A 20,762-nucleotide genomic window follows, 5' to 3' on the forward strand; every position below is an offset into this window, starting at 1 on the left:
CAGGCCCGGGACCTCGGCAGTCGTGACAGGCGGGGCGGCGGGCCTGCGGGGAGGGGTCCGCGAACGGCGCCGGCCCCGGACCGTGGAGGGTCCGGGGCCGGCGTACGACGTCACCGCGGGGCGCTACGGCGCGCTGCGCTGGCCCGGCAGGCTGTGCCGCCCGGCCACGTACAGCTCCGCGCCCGGGCGTCCCGCGTCCGAGAGGGACGAGGCGGTCGCGCCGACCGCGTGGGCCGCCGTACGACGGGTCTGGAACGGCACGGGCTGCTCCTGCTGGAGCACCGGCGGCGCCGGTGGCGGCGGACCGTCCGGGTCGCTCTGCTTCTCACCCTGCGGGCGGCGCGCCCGGTACGCGGCGCGGTACGCCGCCGGGGAGGAGCCGAGCTGACGGCGGAAGTGCCCGCGCAGCGCCACCGGCGAACGGAAGCCGCAGCGGCCCGCGACCTCGTCCACCGAGTAGTCGGACGTCTCCAGGAGCCGCTGCGCCTGGAGCACCCGCTGCGTGATCAGCCACTGCAGGGGAGCGCTCCCGGTGAGCGAGCGGAACCGGCGGTCGAACGTACGCCTGCTCATGTACGCGCGTGCCGCCAGCGTCTCCACGTCGAACTGTTCGTGGAGGTGCTCCAGCGCCCAGGCGACGACCTCCGCGAGCGGGTCGGCGCCGATCTCCTCTGGTAAAGATCGATCGAGATAGCGCTCCTGACCGCCGCTGCGCCGGGGCGGGACCACCAGACGGCGGGCCAGTGCCCCGGCCGCCTCGTTCCCGTGGTCCGTCCGCACTATGTGCAGACAGAGGTCGATCCCCGCCGCGGTGCCCGCCGACGTCAGCACGTCGCCGTCGTCCACGAACAGCTCGCGGGGATCGACATGCACCGACGGATAGCGCTTGGCCAGCGTCGGTGCGTACATCCAGTGTGTGGTCGCCGGACGGCCGTCCAGCAGTCCGGCCGCGGCGAGCACGAAGGCGCCGGTGCACAGCCCGACTATGCGGGCGCCTTCTTCGTGTGCCCGGCGCAGCGCGTCGAGCGCCTCCTCCGGTGGCGGTGAGGTGATCGACCGCCAGGCGGGCACGACGACGGTGCCTGCCCGGGAGATCGCCTCCAGCCCGTTGGGCGCGGTGAGTTCGAGGCCCCCTGTGGTCCGCAGTGGGCCATCCTCACCGGCGCACACCAGTAGTCGATACCGCGGCACGCCGGCGTCCTGGCGGTCGATACCGAACACCGACAGCGGTATGGAACTCTCGAAGATGGGGCCGCCGCTGAACAGCAGCACCGCGACGATCTCCTTGCGCCGTCGCCCGGACAGTTTCCGGACTGCGGCTTCCGGCGCGGCAGTGGAGTCGTGGCTCATCCTGCTAAGCCCCCCTCGGTGGTCGCGGCTCCTCGGTTGTGTCGCTCCTGCACGTTTCCCCTCGGTCCTGCACGAGTCCCCCGCCGTAAGACGTCAAGATCGAATCTACTGTGTCGTCAGGTGCCGAGGTGGCCAGTTCGGCACTCGGCAGATTGTCGACATGGCAACTTGGCGTGAAGCATTCGATCACGAAGCGTTGCACTCGTGGGCCGCACAGGGAAGTGCGCCTCGTCCCCGTGGCCGGTCCCCGTAGGGTGCGGGCACCCTACTGGACCCTTTCGGTGCAGGTCGAACGGGGGTTGGGGGGTGGTTCGGCCAAGGGGTACGCAGGGCATGGAAGTTGGCTGAAAAGCAGCGGGCGCGTGCGCACAAACCGGTCAGTCAACCGGCGTATTTCCACCGGCGTGCCGGCCTCCGTGGCGGTCGCCGTGGCGGCGACCGGCGTCGGCCCTGGCGTGCTGCCCATGATGCGGTGTCCGCTCCGCCGCGCGCAGGTGCTCCGCGCCGCGCTCGGAGCGGCGCAGGAGTACCCGGCAGGCGCCCGTCACCGCGGCGAGGCCCAGGGCCGTGCCGGCCGCGCCCGCCAGTGAGGTCCCGTACCCGACGAGGACGACGGGAACCAGGACGCAGCTGAAGGCCGACCAGCGGACTACGTCCGTGGCCGTCTCCTGGGCGGGGCTTTTGCCGGGGGCGGGAGCAGGGGGCAGGGGTGGGGGCGGTGCCGGTGCCTGTGCCTTGGGTGGCGGGAGGGTGGGTGCGGTTGTGGGGTGGCTGGGCACGGGGGCTCCTCCCTGGGGCGGGGTGCGGGGGCTGTGTGGCTGTGGGGCTGTGTGGGTTCAACGCTTGTTCGAGCGGGGGTCACGGGGGTGGGGTGGTTGCGCCGTTCCCCGCGCCCCTGGATGCGAGTGGGTGCGCCGGTTCCCTCGGTGGGGGAGACGGCTGTACGGGGCAGCGACCATTGCGTTACGGGCATCCCTCGGGCATGCTCCGGGGAACCCTCCCGCGGCGAGAGCGGGATCTGGGCAGAGGAGGCGTGCCGCCGTACCCTTGGGGGTATGGGGTTGGGAAGATGATTCCCGGACACAGCTCCGCAGCTCCTGTCGGCCCACCCAAGAGGATCCGAACGCCGAGACATCCATGGCCGGTCACGAATTCGAACCCGCGGACCGCAAGCGCCCCGTCGCCGATCACACGGCGGCCGAGCCCTTGGCGGCGGAAGAGACGCGCCAGTCCTGCGACCCAGCCTTCAAGCACGGTGTCGTCGTGGGCTTCGACGGCTCGACGTCCAGTGAGCGCGCCCTCGCGTACGCGATCGGTATGGCCTGCCGCTCCGGATCCGGCCTGATCATCGTGCACGTCGCCAACCGGCTGCCCACCACGGTGTGGGCCGGCTGCGAGCCGCCGGTCTTCGTCGACGTGCCGGACCACCGCACCGAGGTGCTCGGTCTCGAACTGGCCTGTGCGGACTATCTGGCCGAGGTTCCGTGGATCCTCGTCGAGCGCGGTGGCGACATCTGCCACGAACTCGAAGAGGTGGGGCGGGAGTACGAGGCCGACGCGATCGTGGTGGGGTCGACGCACGGGATCGTCGGGCGCCTCTTCGGGTCGGTCGCGGGGCGGCTGGCCAAGCGGGCGCAGCGGCCCGTGGTCGTCATCCCGTAACCCGGGTGGTGTGGGTCCCGGGACGGGGCAACTCCCTTTCGTGGCATGGCAAAACTACTCATGCGTAGATGTGTTTGTGTGCTTGTGAAGGGCATATAGGCAGCAGGTTTGCCGTCGTTGTGCGGTGTGCTGCCGGCCGGAGCGTGACGGTTACCGGTGGTGGGCAGCCGGCCGGGGTTTTGGGCGGCCCCGGCGCGTGAACGGACCCCCGCGTGTCTGGTGGCGACACGCGGGGGTCCGTTGCGCGGGCGGGGCGGGGTGGGGGCACGTGGTGCGCCGTGCCCCTGTTCGGGGCTATTCCACCGTCACCGACTTGGCCAGGTTCCTCGGCTTGTCGATGTCCCGGCCGAGGGCCAGGGCCGTGTGGTAGGCGAGGAGTTGGAGGGGGATGCCCATCAGGATGGGGTCCAGTTCGTCCTCGTTCTTCGGGACGAGGATCGTCTGGTCGGCCTTCTCCTGGTGCTCATGGGCCACCGCGAGGATCTTGCCGCTGCGGGCCTTGATCTCCTCCAGGGCCGCGCGGTTCTTCTCCAGCAGGTCGTCGTTGGGGACGATCGCGACCGTCGGCAGTGCGGGCTCGATCAGCGCGAGCGGGCCGTGCTTCAGCTCCGAGGCGGGGTAGGCCTCGGCGTGGATGTACGAGACCTCCTTCAGCTTCAGCGAGGCCTCCCGGGCCACCGGATAGCCGCGTACGCGACCGATGAAGAGCATCGAGCGGGCCTCGGCGTACTGCTCGGCCAGCTTCTTGATCTCGTCCTCCTGGTCGAGGATCTCCGTGATCTGGCCGGGCAGCTTGCGCAGGCCCTCGATGATCCGCTTGCCGTCGGAGACCGACAGGTCACGGGTGCGGCCCAGGTGCAGGGCGAGCAGCGCGAAGGCGACCGTGGTGTTCGTGAAGCACTTGGTCGAGACGACGCAGACCTCGGGGCCGGCGTGCACGTACATGCCGCCGTCCGCCTCGCGGGCGATCGCCGAACCCACCACGTTCACGATGCCCAGCACCCGGGCGCCCTTGCGCTTCAGTTCCTGCACGGCGGCCAGCACGTCGTACGTCTCACCGGACTGGGACACCGCCACGTACAGGGTGTCGGGGTCGACGACCGCGTTGCGGTAGCGGAACTCGGAGGCGGGCTCGGCGTCCGCGGGGATACGGGCCAGCTCCTCTATCATCTGGGCGCCGATCATGCCCGCGTGGTACGAGGTGCCGCAGCCCAGGATCTTCACGCGGCGGATCTTGCGCGCCTCGCGGGCGTCCAGGTTCAGCCCGCCCAGGTGCACGGTCGAGAACCGGTCGTCGATCCGGCCGCGCAGCACCCGGTCCACGGCCTCGGCCTGCTCGTGGATCTCCTTGTGCATGTACGTGTCGTGGCCGCCCATGTCGTAGGAGGCGGCCTCCCACTCGACGGTGGTCGGCTCGGCCGTCGTACGGGTGCCCTCGGTGGTGTACGTACGGAAGTCGTCGGCCTTCAGGGTCGCCATCTCGCCGTCGTCGAGTGTGACGATCTGGCGGGTGTGGGTGACGAGCGCGGCGATGTCCGAGGCGACGAACATCTCCTTCTCGCCGATGCCGAGGACGACCGGGGAGCCGTTGCGGGCCACCACGATGCGGTCCGCGTGGTCGGCGTGCATCACGGCGATGCCGTACGTGCCCTCGATGACCCGCAGGGTCTCGCGGACCTTGTCCTCCAGCTTCTCGCCCTGGGAGCGGGCGATGAGGTGCGTGAGGACCTCGGTGTCGGTCTCCGAGAGGAACTCGACGCCCTCCGCCTCCAGCTTCTTGCGCAGGTCGGAGGCGTTGTCGATGATGCCGTTGTGGACGACGGCGACCTTGTTGTCGGCCGACATGTGCGGGTGCGCGTTCTCGTCGGAGGGGGCGCCGTGGGTGGCCCAGCGGGTGTGGGCGATGCCCGTGGTGCCGGCGAAGCGCTTGGGGACGCGGGCCTCCAGGTCACGGACCCGGCCCTTGGCCTTGACCATCTTCAGGCCGGCCGTCTTCGGTGACGTCACGACGAGACCGGCCGAGTCGTAGCCGCGGTACTCCAGGCGCTGCAGGCCCTCCAGGAGCAGCGGCGCCACGTCGCGCCTGCCGATGTATCCCACGATTCCGCACATACAGATGGTTCCTAGCCGTAGACGATGCGGCGCACCTGGCGGAGCGTGAGCTCCGGAGGTGCGACCGCGCGGTATTTGAGGTCCGCCGTGATCCGTTCGAAGATCGCCGAGTTGACCAGGCCCTGGGCCTGGAGCTCCCGGTGGCGGCGACGGACGTAGTCCTCCGTCGTCTCGTCGAAGTAGGCGAGCACGTCCTGGATCACCCGCAGTGCCTCGCCCCGGGTGAGGGCCGAGGAGCGTGTCAGGTGATCAACCAGGTCGTCGTGCACGGGTTGATCCTGGGCTAAAGCGAGGGGGATCGCAAGAATCTTGCCCGATTTCGGGCAGGAGTCGGTGCGGATACTTTCACTTCGCCGGGTGAAGGGGGGAGACCGGGGTGAGAATGGGCGGGGCAGGTGTGTCGGGTGCGGGTGAGTGGGGTCGGCCGCGCAGTTCCCCCGCCCCTCGGGGCGGGCTGCGCCTGCCCGCGTCCCTGGGGCGGGGTGCTGTGTCGGCCGCCGTCCCCGCCCTGACTCCTGGGGCGCAGCCCCGCTTTCAGGGGCGCGGGGAACGGCGCGGCCGGCCTTCTCTGCCCTCACTGGCCGCCACCGGACCGCAGTGGGCTTTTAGGGGCGCGGGGAACTGCGCACCCAGCCTTCACCGCCCTCACTGGCCGTCACGGGCCCGCGGTGGGTTTTTAGGGGGCGCGGGGAACTGCGCGGCCGGCCCCCACCGGGCCGCACTCTGACCCTGCCCCAGCCATTCCCCCCTGGAAGGGGGTCTACATCCCCCGCAGGATCGCCTGCTTCGCCAGGGTGAACTCCTCGTCCGTCAGGACGCCCGCGTCGCGCAGCGCACCCAGTTCGCGCAGGCGGCGCAGCAGGGCGTCGTGGTCCACCTCCGTGGGGGTGAGTTGCTTCGCGGGGGCCTCGGCCGGGGCCGACGGGTGGGGGAGGCGGGCCTGGACCGCCGCCGCCACCAGCGCCATCAGGGGGTCCTTCTTGAAGCCCCACAGCTCCACCGCGTTGGGGTCGTACTTCGGCGGCGCCTTCGTGGGCGCACCCCGCACCGTGAAGCGGAGATGCCCGTTCTCCAGCCCCACCGACGGCTGCCACTCCACGGCCTGGATGTCGGCCAGCGCGAGCGTACGGGCGCCCGCCGCCGACTTCGCCTCCTCCGTCTTCCAGTTCCACTCCAGCCGGACCCGCTCCCCGTCGAAGCTCGCGGTGCCGTCCCCGGCGGAGACCGACAGCGGCACGGCGGGCCCCGGCAGCAGATAGCGGTCGACGGCGGTGGTCGGCACCTCGTCCAGGAGCAGCGCGTTGCGGATCTCGTCCACGAAGTACTCGGCGACGCCGTAACGGTCCGACTCGACGGCCAGCTGGTAGGGGTCGGAGGAGTCCGTGAGCCTGCCCCCGGTCGCGTGCAGCAGCGGGTCCGCGCCGTCCCGCAGCCGCAGCCTGAGCCGCCCGGACTTCTTGCCGTGCTCGAACGAGATCCCCGCCAACGCGCCGAGCGGCAGAGCCAGTTCACCCAGGGACTTGCGCAGCACACCCACGTTCTTGTCGCGGCCCGGCACCAGCCGCAGGGCGTCACCGTCGAAGGTCCACGTGCCGTCCCGCTGGATGATTTCCGCCATGAGGGGGATTGTTTCACCGGCTCTGCGGGAGAGTGGTCTATACCCATTCGAAGGGAGCGCATGTGAGACAGCACAGAACGCCCCGTCTGCTCGGTACGCTGCTGCTCGTGGCAGCCGCCGGTATCTCCGCGGTCGGCGCGGCACCGTCCGCGGCCGACCGCACAGTCACTCCGTCACGTACTCCGTCAGCCACCCCGTTGGGCCGGGTCGTGCCCGCCCCCGCCTCCGTCGACCCCGGCGGCTCGCCGTACCGGATCACGAGCGGTACGCGCATCCGCGTCGACCGGTCGAAGGGGGTCCGGGACGTCGGCTCGTATCTCGCCGGGGTGCTGCGGCCGTCGACCGGTTACCGGCTTCCCGTCACCGACGACCCGGGCGGCGACGGCATCCGGCTCAGGATCAGTCAGAAGGACACCGCGCGCCTGGGCGCCGAGGGCTACCGGCTGACCAGCGGGAAGGGTGCTGTCACGATCACCGCCCGCAAGGCCGCCGGGCTGTTCCACGGCGTGCAGACCCTGCGGCAGCTGCTGCCGGCGGCGGCCGAGCGGGACTCGAAGCAGCCGGGACCCTGGGCGGTCGCCGGCGGCACCATCACCGACACCCCCCGCTACGGCTACCGCGGCGCGATGCTGGACGTCTCCCGGCACTTCTTCACCGTGGACCAGGTCAAGCGCTACATCGACCAGCTCGCGCTCTACAAGATCAACACGCTCCACCTGCACCTCAGCGACGACCAGGGCTGGCGCATCGCCATCGACTCCTGGCCGCGCCTGGCCACGTACGGCGGGTCCACGTCGGTCGGCGGCGGAGCGGGCGGCTTCTACACGAAGGCCCAGTACAAGGACCTCGTGCGGTACGCCGCCGCACGGCATCTGGAGGTCGTGCCCGAGATAGACATGCCCGGTCACACCAACGCGGCGCTCGCCTCGTACGCCGAGCTGAACTGCGACGGTGTCGCCCCGCCGCTCTACACCGGCACCGAGGTCGGCTTCAGTTCGCTGTGCGTCGACAAGCCGGTGACGTACGACTTCGTGGACGACGTGGTGCGGGAACTGGCCGCGCTCACCCCTGGCAGGTACCTCCACATCGGCGGTGACGAGGCGCACTCCACCAGCCACGAGGACTATGTGGCCTTCATGGAGAAGGTCCAGCCCATCGTCGCCAAGTACGGGAAGAAGGTCATGGGCTGGCACCAGCTGACCGGCGCCAGTCCGGCGAAGGGCGCGCTGGCCCAGTACTGGGGTCTCGACGACACGAGCGCCGCCGAGAAGGAGCAGGTCGCGGCAGCCGCGCGCGGCGGTACGGGGATCGTCCTCTCGCCCGCCGACCGGGTCTACCTCGACATGAAGTACACCGCCGACACACCCCTCGGCCAGGCCTGGGCCGGGCTCGTGGAGGTGCGGCGGTCGTACGACTGGGACCCCGGCAACTACCTGCCGGGCGTGACCGGTTCGGCCGTGCGCGGGGTCGAGGCGCCGCTGTGGACGGAGACGCTGTCCACCTCGGAGCACATCGAGTACATGGCGTTCCCGCGGCTGCCGGGCGTGGCCGAGCTGGGCTGGTCGCCCGCCTCGACGCACGACTGGGACACCTACAAGGTGCGGCTCGCCGCGCAGGCGCCCCGCTGGGACGCGCTGGGCATCGACTACTACCGGTCACCGCAAGTGCCCTGGCCGGCCGCCTAGTTGAGGTGAGTACGACGGCGGGCGCCCCTGGGACCGTACATGGGGGCGCCCGCCTGCTTGAGGGGCCGCGAACGGGTGACCGGCTACAGCCCGGCTATCGGGTTCTTCAGGGTGCCGACGAGCTGGAGGGCTCCGGCCGGGTCGGCGAGGTCCACCATCTGCTCGTTGTCGCGCAGTTGCAGCCGGTTGAGGCAGGACAGCGCGAACTCGGGCGCGAACATGTCGTACTGCCGGAACCGGTCCGCGAGTTCGGGCGCCGACGCCTGGTAGTCGTGTACGCAGTCGGCGACGGTCCGCCAGAAGTCGTCCTCCCCGATGACGCCCTCGGCCGCGAGGTTCGCCGCCAGGAAGCGGAAGAAGCAGTCGAAGACGTCGGTGAAGATCGACAGGAGTTTCTTGTCCTCGGGGACGTCGACGCGCAGCCGCTCGACCGTCGGCGGGAGCACCGCGTCCGGGTCCATGACGGCGATCTCCTCGGCGATGTCCTTGTAGATCGCCCGCTCGACCACCCCGTCCTTGAGGACGAGGACGACGTTCTCGCCGTGCGGCATGAACACCAGGTCGTACGCGTAGAAGCTGTGCAGCAGCGGGGTGAAGTAGGCGCGGAGGTAGCGGCGCAGCCACTCCACCGGGGTCAGCCCCGAGCGCTCGATCAGCGCGGCGGCGATCGAGGAGCCCTCGTGGTCGACGTGGACGAGCGAGGCCATGGTGGCCAGCGACTCGCCGTCGCGGAGCGAGGAGACCGGGCTCTCGCGCCACAGGGCGGCGAGCATCTTGCGGTACGGGGAGTAGCGGTCGGTGGCGGCCTCGTACTCCAGGTGCCGGTAGCCGACGGCCGCGCGCTCGCGGATGATCGACAGGCCGGTCGAGCGGAGCACCGGGTCGTTCTCGATGAGCTGCGCCAGCCAGTCGTTGATGGCCGGGGTCGCCTCCATGTAGACGGCGGACAGGCCGCGCATGAAGCCCATGTTGATGACCGACAGGGCGGTCTTCACATAGTGCTTCTCGGGCTCGCTCCGGTTGAAGAACGTCCGGATCGACTGCTGCGCCAGGTACTCGTCGTCGCCCTCGCCCAGGCACACCAGGTGCTGCCGGGCGACCTCGGCGGCGAAGGTCACCGTCAGTTTGTTCCACCACTGCCAGGGGTGGACCGGGATGAAGAGGTAGTCGGCCGGGTCGAGGCCCTGGTCGCGCAGGACGCCGTGGAAGCGGTCCACGGTCTCCTTGCCCAGCTCGCCCTGGAGGAACGACTCGTACTCGATACCGACGCCCGCCGTGAACGCGGCCCGCGAGCGGTGCGCGGCCAGCCAGATGAGCCGTACGGGGCTCGCGGTCTCGGGCGCGTACGAGAGGTACTCGTGGATCCCGAAGCCGAGCCGGCCGTTGTTGGCGACGAAGCAGGGGTGGCCCTCCGTCATCCCCGTCTCGATCTCCTGGAAGCCGCTTTCCGCCAGCTCGGGAGAGGTGCGCTGAGGCTTGGTGAGCTTGTAGCAGGTGCCGGAGAGGGTGGAGGAGATCTCCTCCAGGTAGACCGGCAGCACCTTGTCGCTCAGGCCGAGTGATTTCTTCAGCTCGATGAAGAAGTCCAGGGCGGCGAGCGGGAGTTCGCCCTCCCCGTCGCGGTGCCTGGTGATCGACTCCGCGTCCACCTGCCAGTGGTCGAGGGAGCGGCGGACGGCGGTGAACCGGTAGCTGGTCCGGCCGTCGTCGCTGCGTACGGCGTACGTGCCGTCGTCGCTGCCGTCCGTGACCGGCTCGGGGGTGATCAGGCGCTCGTGGGCGAACTCGGCGAGGGCCTTGCGGATCAGGAGGCGGTTGGCCCGGGCCCAGCGGTGGGGGGACAGATGCGCCACGGCGTCGGACAGGGTCACGGGGAAACTCCTCGGCTGGCCGGACTGCGCCGGTTCAGGAACTGGTCGCGCGTGCAGAAGGACAGCAGCGCACGCTTCTCCGGCTTGTCGATCTCGCGCTCCGGGACGAAGCCGACTGCCTCGTTGAGCGCGTGCACCGCCTCGTTGGTGACGTCGGGCTCGACGACGACCCGGCGGGTGCGGGGGTCGGCGAACAGCTCGTCCATCACGGCGGTGATGACGGCCCGGGTGAAGCCGTGCACGGGCCGGTCGGTGGGGGCGACCAGGAAGTGCATGCCGACGTCACCGGGCTCGGGCTCGTACAGCCCGACGAGTTCGATGTACCGGGGGTCGTACTTCTCCATCAGGAACGCGGGCCGGCCGTCGTGCAGGCCGAGATACGCGTGATGGTGCTCGCTCGCCGCGATGGCCATGTACTCGCGCTCCACGTCCTGCAGTCTCGCGTCCCGCATCATCCAGTACGCCGCCTTGGGGTGGGTCACCCAGGAGTGCAGCAGCTCGGCGTCCCTGAGGGGGTCGAGCGGGCGCAGGGTCAGCGTGCCCACGGTGGCGCCGGTCTTGGCGGCGCTCATACGGCGAACTCCTGGAACGCGATGGACTTCTCCACCGGGTAGTACTCGGTGCCGAGCAGTTCCCGGATGATGTACGCGTTGCGGTACGCGCCCATGCCGAGGTCCGGTGACGTCACCGAGTGGGTGTGGACGCCCGCGTTCTGCAGGAAGATGCCGCGGCCCGTCGTGTCGATGGCGTAGTTGCGCGCCACGTCGTGGTTGCCGTGCCCGTCGTAGCGGATGCGGTCGCGCACGGGCTTCAGGAACGCGGGCTCGACGTATTGGTAGCCGGTCGCGAGGATCAGGCCCTCGGACTGCAGCTCGTACTCCGTCTCCTGCTCCTCCTGGCGCAGGCCGAGGGTGTACGTGCCGTTCTCGTGATCCGCCCTTGTCAGCGCCGAGTTGGTGAGCAGGCGGGTGGGGACCGGGCCGCCGAGGTTCTTCTGGTAGAGCAGGTCGAAGATCGAGTCGATCAGCTCCCCGTCGATCCCCTTGAACAGGCCCTTCTGCTCCGTCCGGAGGCGGTAGCGGGTTCGCTCGGGCAGCGCGTGGAAGTAGTCGACGTACTCCGGGGAGGTCATCTCCAGGGTGAGCTTGGTGTACTCCAGCGGGAAGAACCGCGGGGAGCGCGTGACCCAGTTCAGCCGGTAGCCGTGGACGTCGATCTCGCTCAGCAGGTCGTAGTAGATCTCGGCGGCGGACTGCCCGCTGCCGACCAGCGTGATCGACTTCTTGGCCTGCAGTTCGCGCTTGTGCTGCCGGTAGCGGGAGTTGTGGATGAAGTCCCCGCCGAGGTCCGCGCAGGCCTCCGGGACGTACGGGGGAGTGCCGGTGCCGAGGACCAGATGCCGGGCGCGGTACGCGTCACCGGCGGTGGTCCGGACGACGTACACCTCGTGCCCCTCCTCGTACGTCACCTCCGTGACCGTCGTGCTGAAGCGGACGCTGGAGAGTTTCGAGGCGGCCCAGCGGCAGTAGTCGTCGTACTCGACGCGCAGCGGGTAGAAGTTCTCGCGTATGTAGAACGAGTACAGACGGCCCGACGCCTTCAGGTAGTTGAGGAAGGAGTACGGGGAGGTCGGGTCGGCCAGGGTGACCAGGTCCGACATGAACGGCGTCTGGAGGTGCGCGCCCTCCAGGAACATCCCGGAGTGCCACTCGAAGTCCGGCTTGGACTCCAGGAAGACACCGTCGAGTTCGTCGATCGGCTCGGTGAGGCAGGCGAGGCCGAGGTTGAAGGGGCCGAGACCGATGCCGATGAAGTCGTGCGTGTGCACGGTGGTTTCGGCGGATTCAGGAAGCGCGGTCAAGGGATTCTCCAAGGTACTGCTCGGCGTGGCCGGCGATCAGGTCGAGCACGGCGGCGATGTCGTCCGTCGTGGTCTCGGGGTTGAGCAGGGTGAACTTCAGGAAGTGACGGCCGCCGACCTTCGTCCCCGCGACCACCGCGTCGCCGGAGGCGAACAGGGCCTTGCGGGCGTACAGGTTGGCGCGGTCGATCTCGGCGGGGTCGGTGACGGCGGCCGGGATGTAGCGGAAGACGAGGGTGGAGAGGGAGGGGGCGACCACGACGTCGTAGCGCGGGTCGGCGGCAAGGAGCTGCCAGCCCCGCTCGGCCAGGTCGCAGACCTCGTCGAAGAGCCGGCCGATGCCGTCGGCGCCCATCGTCCGCAGTGTCATCCACAGTTTGAGGGCGTCGAACCTGCGGGTGGTCTGCAGGGACTTGTCGACCTGGTTGGGGATGCGCTCCTGCACCGAGCGCCGCGGGTTGAGGTACTCCGCGTGGTAGGTGGCGTGCCGCAGGGTGGCCGCGTCGCGGACGAGCACGGCGGACGAACTCACGGGCTGGAAGAAGGACTTGTGGTAGTCCACGGTCACGGAGTCGGCGCGCTCGATGCCGTCGATGCGGTGCCGGTTCCTGAGCGAGGCGAGCAGGCCGCAGCCGTACGCGGCGTCCACGTGCAGCCAGGTGCCGAACTGCTCGCACAGTTCGGCGATCTCGGGCAGCGGGTCGATGGAGCCGAAGTCGGTGGTGCCGGCGGTGGCGACGACCGCCATGGGGACGAGGCCGTCGCGCTCGCAGCGCTCCAGCTCGTGGGCGAGCGCGACCGTCCGCATGCGCTTGTCGTTGCCGGTGGGGACGGTGACGACGGCGTCGGGGCCGAGCCCGAGCAGTTTCGCGGACTTCTTCACGCTGAAGTGGCCGGCCTCGGAAGCGAAGATCCGCAGGTCGGCGTAGGCGTCGCTCTTGGCCTCCTCCCGGGCGAGCAGCAGGGCCTGGAGGTTGGACTGCGAGCCGCCGGAGGTGAAGACGCCGTCGGCGGAGGGGCCGAAGCCGATGCGCTCGTTGGTCCAGTCGATGAGCCTGCGCTCGATGAGGGTGGCGCCGGCCGACTGGTCCCAGGTGTCGAGGGAGGAGTTGACGGCGGAGAGGACCGCTTCGCCCACCAGCGCGGGGATGACCACCGGGCAGTTGAGATGCGCGAGGTAGCGGGGGTGGTGGAAGTAGATCGCGTCCCGGAGGTAGACGTCCTCCAGCTCGTCGAGCACCGCGGTGGTGTCGTGCAGGGGCTTGTCGAGGTCGACGCGGTCGATGCGGGGGGCGAGGGCGTCGACCGTGACACCCGTGAACGGACGCTCGGTGGTGGCGAGTTTGGCCGCCACTCGCTCTATCCCCTCGGTCACGGAACGGCGGTACCGGTCCGCGGTCGTGTCATTGAGCAGGTGCGAGCGGGAGCGCATGGGGGAGGCCTCCGGGGGGCGGGAGAGGGACGGGCGCAGGGGAGAGCCCTGGGGGGCGGCTCTTAACTTAGGTTAGCCTAACCTAAGTTCCTGTGTCCCTGTCCTCCGCGGTCCCCCCGGGGGGGCTCTGGGCTCAGGCGACCTTCTTGGCCTTCTCGATGGCCTCGGCGAGGTTGTTGAGCATGGGGGTGCACTTGGCGTAGGAGAGGATCGGCTCCGGGGTACGGCCGATGACCTGGCCGGCCTTGACGGCGGGCAGCTTCTTCCAGGTCGCCTCGGTGATGTCGGCGGGCTGGATGGTCGCGGTGCGGTCGTCCATGATGATGACGTCCGCCGGGTACTTGTCGACGTTCTCCCAGCTCAGGTTCTCGAACCAGCCGCCGCTGGCCTTGAGGACCTTGGCCGGCGGCTCGACGAGGTTCACGCCGAGGGCCTTGAAGTACTCCAGGTCGATGGAGAGGTTCGAGCCGGACACGTAGAAGATGTCCTGGCTGGCGGAACCGGCGAGGACCTTGATCTCCGGGCGGGCCTTGGCGGCGGCGCGCAACCGCTCGGCGGCCTTCTCGAAGTTCTTCTTCGCCTCGACGGTCTTGGCGGCCTTCACGTCCGCGCCCAGCGACTCGGCGAGCGCGAGCATGCGCTCCAGCGGCCCCGGCAGCTGGCGGTCGAAGACGGAGATGCCGACGCTCGGGGCGAGCTTGGCGATCTTGTCCTTGGACTCCGCGGGGACGTACCAGAGGGTGCCGGCGTCGTCGAACATCGTGGAGATCAGCACGTCCGGGGCGAGCGTGGCGTACTTCTCGACGTTGAACTGGCCGTAGACGTTGCCGAGGACGGTCACCTTGCTGACGTCCATGTCGCCGGCCTGGACGTCGGCCTTGCCGTCCTTGGTCTTCGTCGGGCCGAAGACGCCCTTGACCTCGATGCCGTAGTCGAAGAGGGCGGCGGCGACACCGGTGAACGCGACGATGTTCGCGGGGGCCTTGTCGAGCTTCACGGTCTCGCCGCGGTCGTCCTTGAACGACCAGGGGCCGGACCCGGCGGCGTTCGTCTTCTCCGCCGAGCCACCGCTCTTCGCGTCGTCGTCACCGCAGGCGGCCAGCACGGCCCCGAGTCCGACGGCCCCGCCGGCGGCGAGGACGCCGCGTCGGGTGAGGTGGGTGGCACGGGCGTTGAACATGGCGTGACTGCTTTCGAACAGGGCGGATGACCCACCGGACAGATGCGAAGGTAGGTTAGCCTAACCTCAGCACCTGCGAGGCGGCCCGCGAGGCGAGGAGGATCGAGCTTCCTTGCCTCACGGTTGCCTGCCGCAGCCCTTGGGGTTGACGCCGCTGTGCGGGTCGGTGGCGGTGGCTTACCGCTGCGCGAACAGCTCTTCCACGCCGGTGGCCGTGACCGCCCGGTCGAACCAGGTGCCGAGGGTCTCCAGGTCGGTGCATCCGGTGATGCGCTCCTGGGCGGCTTCGGGGACGTCGATGCCGCGCAGGGTGAGGAGACGGAGAATGTCCTCGCTCCGGCTCTGGATGCGGGTCTCCTCGATGATGGTCCCGCTGCCGGGGAAGCGACTGGTGTATGTGGCCATCAAGTTCCTCCATAGTGCGCGCGTCCGGGGGTCGCCCAGACCGATCTCGATGAATTCCGCCCAGTCCTTCGCGGCTTGGCCGCCGGTGTCGACGACTGCCGTCGCCAGAGCGTCCAGTATCGCAGGGAGGGCGGGATCCTTGGCGTGTGTGAGTGCTGAGAAGGCCGAGAGGCCCAGGTCTTGTGCCGCCTCGTCCGGGTCGATGATCGCGGGGAGGTTGTCGGGCCCCAGGACCAGCGGGAAGACGGCGATGCTGGTGTGGGTGGGCGGGCCGATGCGGATGGGCTCGGCCGCCCAGGACGCGGTGGACTTGTCCTGGCAGACGACGAGGAGGACCGGGGGCAGTTCGTACTTGGCGTAGAGGTGCGCCAGGTAGTACCTCCAGCTGTTGAGCTTGTCCGGGTCCCGTCGCCCCTGCATCTCGATGGCGAGCAGGTAGCTTCCGCTGTTCGCCGTGTCGACCCGTAACAGGGTGTCCACGCGTCGTTCGAGGGGCCTGATCTCGGTGAGATCGGTGTCCAGGAGCTGGACGTCCGTGGGTTCGGGGAGAGTGATGCCGGCCTTCGGGAGGGCCCGGGCGAACAGCCGGGGATCCTCCCTGAAGATCTGGTGCATCGCCTCATGTGGTGAGCTGACCATGCGACGGAACGTAGTGAGCTGCGCTGCCGGTGGACGGCTGAACGGCAGGCGTTCAGTCGTACGAGTGATTTTGCCTCTGGCCTATGCCAAGGGTGCGTATCAGGGCCGCGAGCTGACGCGGGCCGGTGGTGAGGATGGTGTCCGGGTCGTCGCTCTCCCGGAGGAGGACCGTTCCGGCGGCGGGGGTGGCGATGTAGACGCAGGAGGAGGCCTCCTCACTGTGGGTGGACTTCTGCCAGTGTGGGGTGTTGACGGTGCTCCTCGTCAGATGCTTTTGGCGATGGTTGCGATGAGGTCGTGGGAACCGGCGGGTTGGAGGGCGGCTTCCTCCATGCGGTCCAGGATCAGCCGGTACGTCTCCAACTTCCCTACCGCGTCGATCAGTTCGCTGCCATGGCTGGTGTCCAACTGGGCGGTGTCCAGGGCGGTCACCTGCCCATGGGCGTAGTCGACGCCCTGCCCGGCGGTCGGGAACGAGACGGCCTTCGGCGAAGCCGGCCGTCATGCCGACGGAGCCGCTCTGTCCCTTGTCGCGGAGCCGGCGTCCGACTCCACCAAGGACGCGGACTGGCTCGACAAGCTGGACACGTACGGCCGGGTCGTGCCGGTGTACCTGGTGCTCGACATGCAGGTCCAGGAGATCACCGCCTTCTGGGATCCGTCGCCCAAGGGCTACCGGTCCCGGCACACCGTTCCCTTCGGGGAGTCGCTGCGCGTGCCGCCGCCGTTCGACTTCGAGCTGGACACGTCCGGGTTCTTCGTCCGTGCGGTCGACGGGAATGCGGAGGGCGTGCCGGACGCGTGAACGTCCGGCCGCGGCACGGGTGGTCGCCTCAGCCTGGCAGGCCCAGTTCCCTGGCGATCAGCATGCGCTGGACCTCGCTCGTGCCCTCGCCGATTTCCAGGATCTTGGAGTCCCGCCACATGCGGGCCACCGGGTACTCGTTCATGAAGCCGTAGCCGCCGTGGATCTGCGTGGCGTCGCGTGCGTTGTCGACCGCGATCGTGGAGGAGTGGAGCTTGGCCAGGGCCGCCTCCTTCTTGAACGGCTCGCCCGCCACCAGGCGGGACGCCGCGTCGCGCCACGCCAGGCGGGCCGTGTGGGCCCGCATCTCCATGTCCGCGATCTTGAACTGGATCGCCTGGTTCGCGCCGATCGGGCGGCCGAAGGCGTGGCGTTCCTTCGCGTACTTGACTGATTCGTCGACGCAGCCCTGGGCCAGGCCCGTCGCCAGGGCCGCGATCGCGATGCGGCCCTCGTCCAGGATGCGCAGGAACTGCGCGTAACCGCGGCCCTCCACGCCGAGCAGGTTCGCGGCTGGGACGCGGACGTCCGTGAAGGACAGCTCGCGGGTGTCCGAGGCGTTCCAGCCGACCTTCGAGTAAGGGGCGGCGACCGTGAAGCCCGGTGTGCCGGACGGGACGATGATCGAGGAGATCAGGGGCTTGCCCGTGTCGGTGCGGCCGGTCACCGCCGTGACCGTCACCAGGCCCGTGATGTCCGTGCCCGAGTTGGTGATGAAGCACTTGCTGCCGTTGATCACCCATTCGTTCGTCGCCTCGTCCAGGCGGGCCGTCGTACGCGTCGCCCCCGCGTCCGAGCCGCCGTCCGGCTCGGTCAGGCCGAACGCGCCGAGCAGTTCGCCCGAGCAGAGGCGGGGCAGCCACTGCGCCTTCTGTTCCGGGGTGCCGAAGAGGTGGATCGGCATCGCGCCCAGCGACACCCCCGCCTCCAGGGTGATCGCCACCGAGGAGTCCACGCGGGCGAGTTCTTCGAGGACGATGCCCAGCGCCAGGTAGTCGCCGCCCATGCCGCCGTGCTCCTCCGGGAACGGCAGCCCGAACAGGCCCATCCGGCCCATCTCGCGGACGATCTCGTACGGGAACTCGTGCCGCTCGTAGAAGTCGCCGATCTTCGGGGCGACGACGTCGCGGGCGAACTCCGCGACCGTGCGCCGCAGTTCGTCGAGCTCGGGGGAGAGGCGGTGGTCCAGAGGCATGGTGGTCACTCCTTGTGGGAGAGGGCGCGGACGGTGCGGGACGGGCTGGGTCGGCCCAGTTGTCCGGCCATCCACACGCTGGTGGCGGTGAGGAGGCCGAGGTCGACCCCGGTGTCGATGCCGAGTCCCGTCAGCATCCACACGAGGTCTTCGGTCGCGAGGTTTCCGGTGGCGCTCTTCGCGTACGGGCAGCCGCCGAGGCCGCCCGCGGACGCGTCCACGGTCGTCACGCCGTGCTGGAGCGCGGCCAGGGTGTTGGCGAGCGCCTGGCCGTACGTGTCGTGGAAGTGCACGCCGAGGGCCGCCGTCGGCACTCCCTCGGCGTTGAGCGCGGTGAGGAGGGCCCGTACGTGGCCGGGCGTCGCCACGCCGATCGTGTCGCCCAGGCTCAGCTCGTCGCAGCCCATGTCGAGCAGGGCCCGGCAGACGCGTACGACCTGGGGGAGCGGGACCGGGCCCTCCCAGGGGTCGCCGAAGCACATGGAGAGGTAGCCGCGGACGTGGGCGTCCTCGGCCTTGGCCCTCGCCACCACCGGCTCGAACATCGCCAGGGCCTCGTCCACGGTGCGGTTGAGGTTGGCCTTGGCGAAGGACTCCGTGGCGCTGGCGAACACCGCGATCCGGGTCGCGCCGAGGGACAGGGCGCGGTCCAGGCCCCGCTCGTTCGGTACGAGGACGGGGAGGGCCGCTGTGCCATGGGGGGCGCCCAGTTCCCGTACCAGGGGGAACAGTTCCTCCGCGTCCGCCAGTTGCGGCACCCACCTGGGGTGGACGAAGCTCGTGGCCTCGATGGTGGTGAGGCCCGCGGCGGCGAGGCGGTGGATGAACTCCGCCTTCACCGCCGTCGGGACGGTCGCCTTCTCGTTCTGCAGGCCGTCGCGGGCGCCCACCTCGTGGACACGGACCCTCGCGGGCAGGCCCTCGGCGGCCGGTACGGCCATGGGCAGGCCCAGTTCGGGGGTCGTCATGCCTGCTCCTCCGGCGCTTTCTCCTGCGGGACGATCACGGCCAGGACCTGGTCCATGGCGACCGTCGTGCCCGGGGTGACGTCCAGCTCGGTGACGGTGCCGGCGTGCGGGGCGGAGATGACGTGCTCCATCTTCATCGCCTCCACGACCAGCAGGCTCTGCCCCGCGGTCACCTCGTCCCCGAGGGCGACCTTCACGACGGTGACCGTGCCGGGCATGGGGGCGGTGAGGGAGTCCGCTCCGGCGTGCGCCGCGCCGGTGAGGGAGGCGGCGACGGGGTCGTGGTCCATGACGTTCCACGCGTCGCCGTCGCGGCCGAGCCAGGTGCCGGAGCGGTGGAAGGTGTGGCGTACGCCTTCGTGGGTCACCGAGACCCGCGAAGGGGTGACCTCGGCGCCGGGACGCGTCCGGAGAGTGACGGGTTCAGATCCTGTCACCCGCAGGTGGAAGACAGGCGGGACCGGTTCGCCCCCGAGCCGCCAGCCGGCCGGCACGGAGAAGGGATCGGTCCAGCCGTCGGCGTCGGCGGCGGGGACGAGCGCGTCCAGGCGTACGGCTGCCGCGGCCTCGTACACCTCGGCCGGGACCTCGCCCGGCACCAGCCCCTCCACCTCCCGCTCCACCAGCCCGGTGTCCAGCTCACCCGCCACCACCGCCGGATGCGCGAGCAGGTTGCGGAGGAAGCCCGCGTTCGTCTGTACCCCCAGCGTCACCGTCCGGGCCAGGGCGCCGCGCAGGCGGCGCAGGGCCGTCGCGCGGTCCGGGCCGTACGCGATCACCTTCGACAGCATCGGGTCGTACAGCGAGCCGACCGCCGTGCCCTCGGTGAGACCGGAGTCGGTGCGTACGCCGTCGCCCTCGGGCTCGTACAGACGCAGGACCGTGCCGCCGGACGGCAGGAAGCCGCGCGCGGGGTCCTCCGCGCAGATGCGGGCCTCCACCGCGTGACCGGTGAGTGTGACGTCGGATTGGGCGAAGTCCAGGCGTTCGCCTGCCGCCACCCGCAGCTGCCACTCGACCAGGTCCAGGCCCGTGATCAGCTCCGTCACCGGGTGCTCCACCTGGAGGCGGGTGTTCATCTCCATGAAGTAGTAGGAAGCCGGGTCGTCGCCGGGGACGATGAACTCCACCGTGCCCGCGCCCGAATAGCCGCAGGAACGGGCCGCCTGGACCGCCGCCTCGCCCATCGCCGCCCGCGTTTTCTCGTCGAGGAACACGCTCGGCGCCTCCTCGATGATCTTCTGGTGCCGGCGCTGGAGGGAGCACTCGCGCTCACCCAGGTGCACCACGTTCCCGTGGCCGTCCGCCAGGACCTGGATCTCGATGTGCCGGGGGCGGTCGACCCACCGCTCCACGAGGAGGGTGTCGTCGCCGAAGGAGGAGCGGGCCTCCCGGCGCGCGGCGGCGATCTCGTCCGCCAGCACGGCCGCGTCCCGCACCAGGCGCATGCCCTTGCCGCCGCCGCCCGCCGAGGGCTTCAGCAGTACCGGCATGCCGATCTCCCGGGCCGAGGCGGCCAGTTGGGCGTCGGTCAGGCCGCTGCCCGACGAGCCCGGGACCACCGGGACCCCGGCTGCCCGCACCGTCTCCTTGGCGCGGATCTTGTCGCCCATCAGCGAGATCGCGTCCGCCGGGGGGCCGATGAAGACCAGGCCCGCCTCCGTGCAGGCCCGCGCGAAGTCCGCGTTCTCCGCGAGGAAGCCGTACCCCGGGTGCACCGCCTGGGCGCCCGACCGGGCGGCGGCCTCCAGCAGGCGCTCCGCCGAGAGGTAGCTCTCGGCGGCCGGGGCCGGGCCGATGCGTACCGCCGTGTCCGCCTCGCGCACGTGCCGGGCGTCGGCGTCCGCGTAGGAGTACACGGCCACCGAGCGCACGCCCAGCGACCGCAGTGTCCGGATGACCCGGACGGCGATCTCGCCCCGGTTGGCCACCAAAACCGTGTCGAACATTGTCCTGGGTCCCCTCACGATCCGTCCCTC

19 protein-coding genes are annotated in these 20,762 nt (G+C 70.2%); 3 read left to right on the forward strand and 16 right to left on the reverse strand.

What is annotated here, in order from left to right; all coding sequences use genetic code 11:
• Positions 1-123 precede the first annotated feature (123 nt).
• A complete protein-coding gene (locus tag K3769_RS27440) occupies positions 124-1,350 on the reverse strand; it encodes a helix-turn-helix domain-containing protein (protein WP_267028948.1) in 1,227 nt (408 codons plus the stop codon).
• A gap of 377 nt (positions 1,351-1,727) precedes the next feature.
• Positions 1,728-2,129 (reverse strand): hypothetical protein, encoded by a 402-nt coding sequence (locus tag K3769_RS27445; RefSeq protein ID WP_372515044.1) that lies wholly within the window; start codon positions 2,127-2,129, stop codon positions 1,728-1,730.
• Between the two features lie 358 nt (positions 2,130-2,487).
• On the opposite strand from K3769_RS27445, the gene K3769_RS27450 reads away from it, so the two are divergent.
• Positions 2,488-3,012 carry a universal stress protein gene (locus K3769_RS27450; protein WP_267028949.1) on the forward strand — a complete coding sequence of 175 codons (525 nt, stop codon included), beginning with the start codon at positions 2,488-2,490 and terminating at the stop codon, positions 3,010-3,012.
• A 294-nt stretch (positions 3,013-3,306) separates the two neighbouring features.
• Here K3769_RS27450 and glmS read toward each other — a convergent pair whose 3' ends face one another.
• The 3 genes from glmS to K3769_RS27465 all read right to left on the reverse strand — a co-directional run bounded on the left by glmS (position 3,307) and on the right by K3769_RS27465 (position 6,742).
• Positions 3,307-5,124, reverse strand: a complete 1,818-nt coding sequence (glmS, locus tag K3769_RS27455; protein ID WP_267028950.1) for a glutamine--fructose-6-phosphate transaminase (isomerizing) — start codon at positions 5,122-5,124, stop codon at positions 3,307-3,309.
• 11 nt (positions 5,125-5,135) lie between these two features.
• Positions 5,136-5,393: a hypothetical protein gene (locus tag K3769_RS27460; RefSeq protein WP_267028951.1), complete on the reverse strand. Its 258-nt coding sequence runs from the start codon at positions 5,391-5,393 to the stop codon at positions 5,136-5,138.
• A gap of 491 nt (positions 5,394-5,884) precedes the next feature.
• Entirely contained in the window at positions 5,885-6,742 is an 858-nt protein-coding gene (locus tag K3769_RS27465) for a DUF4429 domain-containing protein (protein WP_267028952.1), read from the reverse strand.
• Positions 6,743-6,804: 62 nt separating this feature from the next.
• Between K3769_RS27465 and K3769_RS27470 the strand changes: the two genes are divergently transcribed.
• On the forward strand, positions 6,805-8,427 hold the full coding sequence (locus K3769_RS27470) for a beta-N-acetylhexosaminidase (RefSeq protein WP_267028953.1): 1,623 nt from the start codon (positions 6,805-6,807) through the stop codon (positions 8,425-8,427).
• Positions 8,428-8,510: 83 nt separating this feature from the next.
• On the opposite strand, the gene K3769_RS27475 is transcribed toward K3769_RS27470, so the two are convergent.
• The 8 genes from K3769_RS27475 to K3769_RS27510 all read right to left on the reverse strand — a co-directional run bounded on the left by K3769_RS27475 (position 8,511) and on the right by K3769_RS27510 (position 16,247).
• Complete coding sequence (locus K3769_RS27475; protein WP_267028954.1) at positions 8,511-10,298, reverse strand: IucA/IucC family protein; 1,788 nt, start codon at positions 10,296-10,298, stop codon at positions 8,511-8,513.
• Positions 10,295-10,870, reverse strand: a complete 576-nt coding sequence (locus tag K3769_RS27480) for a GNAT family N-acetyltransferase (RefSeq protein WP_267028955.1) — start codon at positions 10,868-10,870, stop codon at positions 10,295-10,297. The genes K3769_RS27475 and K3769_RS27480 overlap by 4 nt, the downstream gene beginning before the upstream one ends.
• Positions 10,867-12,159, reverse strand: coding sequence for a lysine N(6)-hydroxylase/L-ornithine N(5)-oxygenase family protein (locus K3769_RS27485; RefSeq protein WP_267028956.1), 1,293 nt, complete (start codon positions 12,157-12,159; stop codon positions 10,867-10,869). The genes K3769_RS27480 and K3769_RS27485 overlap by 4 nt, the downstream gene beginning before the upstream one ends.
• Entirely contained in the window at positions 12,143-13,591 is a 1,449-nt protein-coding gene (gene desA / locus K3769_RS27490; protein WP_267028957.1) for a lysine decarboxylase DesA, read from the reverse strand. The genes K3769_RS27485 and desA overlap by 17 nt, the downstream gene beginning before the upstream one ends.
• Positions 13,592-13,724: 133 nt before the next feature.
• A complete protein-coding gene (locus tag K3769_RS27495) occupies positions 13,725-14,771 on the reverse strand; it encodes an ABC transporter substrate-binding protein (RefSeq protein WP_267028958.1) in 1,047 nt (348 codons plus the stop codon).
• Between the two features lie 177 nt (positions 14,772-14,948).
• The gene (locus tag K3769_RS27500) at positions 14,949-15,815 is read right to left on the reverse strand and encodes a hypothetical protein (protein WP_267028959.1); all 867 of its coding nucleotides are present in this window, start codon (positions 15,813-15,815) and stop codon (positions 14,949-14,951) included.
• Between the two features lie 52 nt (positions 15,816-15,867).
• On the reverse strand, positions 15,868-16,083 hold the full coding sequence (locus tag K3769_RS27505) for a DUF397 domain-containing protein (RefSeq protein WP_267031571.1): 216 nt from the start codon (positions 16,081-16,083) through the stop codon (positions 15,868-15,870).
• The gene (locus tag K3769_RS27510) at positions 16,080-16,247 is read right to left on the reverse strand and encodes a Scr1 family TA system antitoxin-like transcriptional regulator (RefSeq protein WP_267028960.1); all 168 of its coding nucleotides are present in this window, start codon (positions 16,245-16,247) and stop codon (positions 16,080-16,082) included. Before K3769_RS27510 ends, K3769_RS27505 begins: the two co-directional genes overlap by 4 nt.
• A gap of 169 nt (positions 16,248-16,416) precedes the next feature.
• Between K3769_RS27510 and K3769_RS27515 the strand changes: the two genes are divergently transcribed.
• The gene (locus K3769_RS27515) at positions 16,417-16,620 is read left to right on the forward strand and encodes a hypothetical protein (RefSeq protein ID WP_308216406.1); all 204 of its coding nucleotides are present in this window, start codon (positions 16,417-16,419) and stop codon (positions 16,618-16,620) included.
• 28 nt (positions 16,621-16,648) lie between these two features.
• Here K3769_RS27515 and K3769_RS27520 read toward each other — a convergent pair whose 3' ends face one another.
• From K3769_RS27520 to K3769_RS27530, 3 genes are read right to left on the reverse strand one after another with little or no spacing between them, the layout of a single operon-like run.
• Positions 16,649-17,809, reverse strand: a complete 1,161-nt coding sequence (locus tag K3769_RS27520) for an acyl-CoA dehydrogenase family protein (RefSeq protein WP_267031572.1) — start codon at positions 17,807-17,809, stop codon at positions 16,649-16,651.
• 11 nt (positions 17,810-17,820) lie between these two features.
• Complete coding sequence (locus tag K3769_RS27525) at positions 17,821-18,783, reverse strand: hydroxymethylglutaryl-CoA lyase (RefSeq protein WP_267028961.1); 963 nt, start codon at positions 18,781-18,783, stop codon at positions 17,821-17,823.
• Positions 18,780-20,732 (reverse strand): acetyl/propionyl/methylcrotonyl-CoA carboxylase subunit alpha, encoded by a 1,953-nt coding sequence (locus K3769_RS27530; protein ID WP_267028962.1) that lies wholly within the window; start codon positions 20,730-20,732, stop codon positions 18,780-18,782. The genes K3769_RS27525 and K3769_RS27530 overlap by 4 nt, the downstream gene beginning before the upstream one ends.
• Between the last annotated feature and the right edge of the window lie 30 nt (positions 20,733-20,762).

Source organism: Streptomyces ortus, from assembly GCF_026341275.1.
In the GTDB taxonomy this organism is placed as follows: Bacteria; Actinomycetota; Actinomycetes; order Streptomycetales; family Streptomycetaceae; genus Streptomyces; species Streptomyces ortus.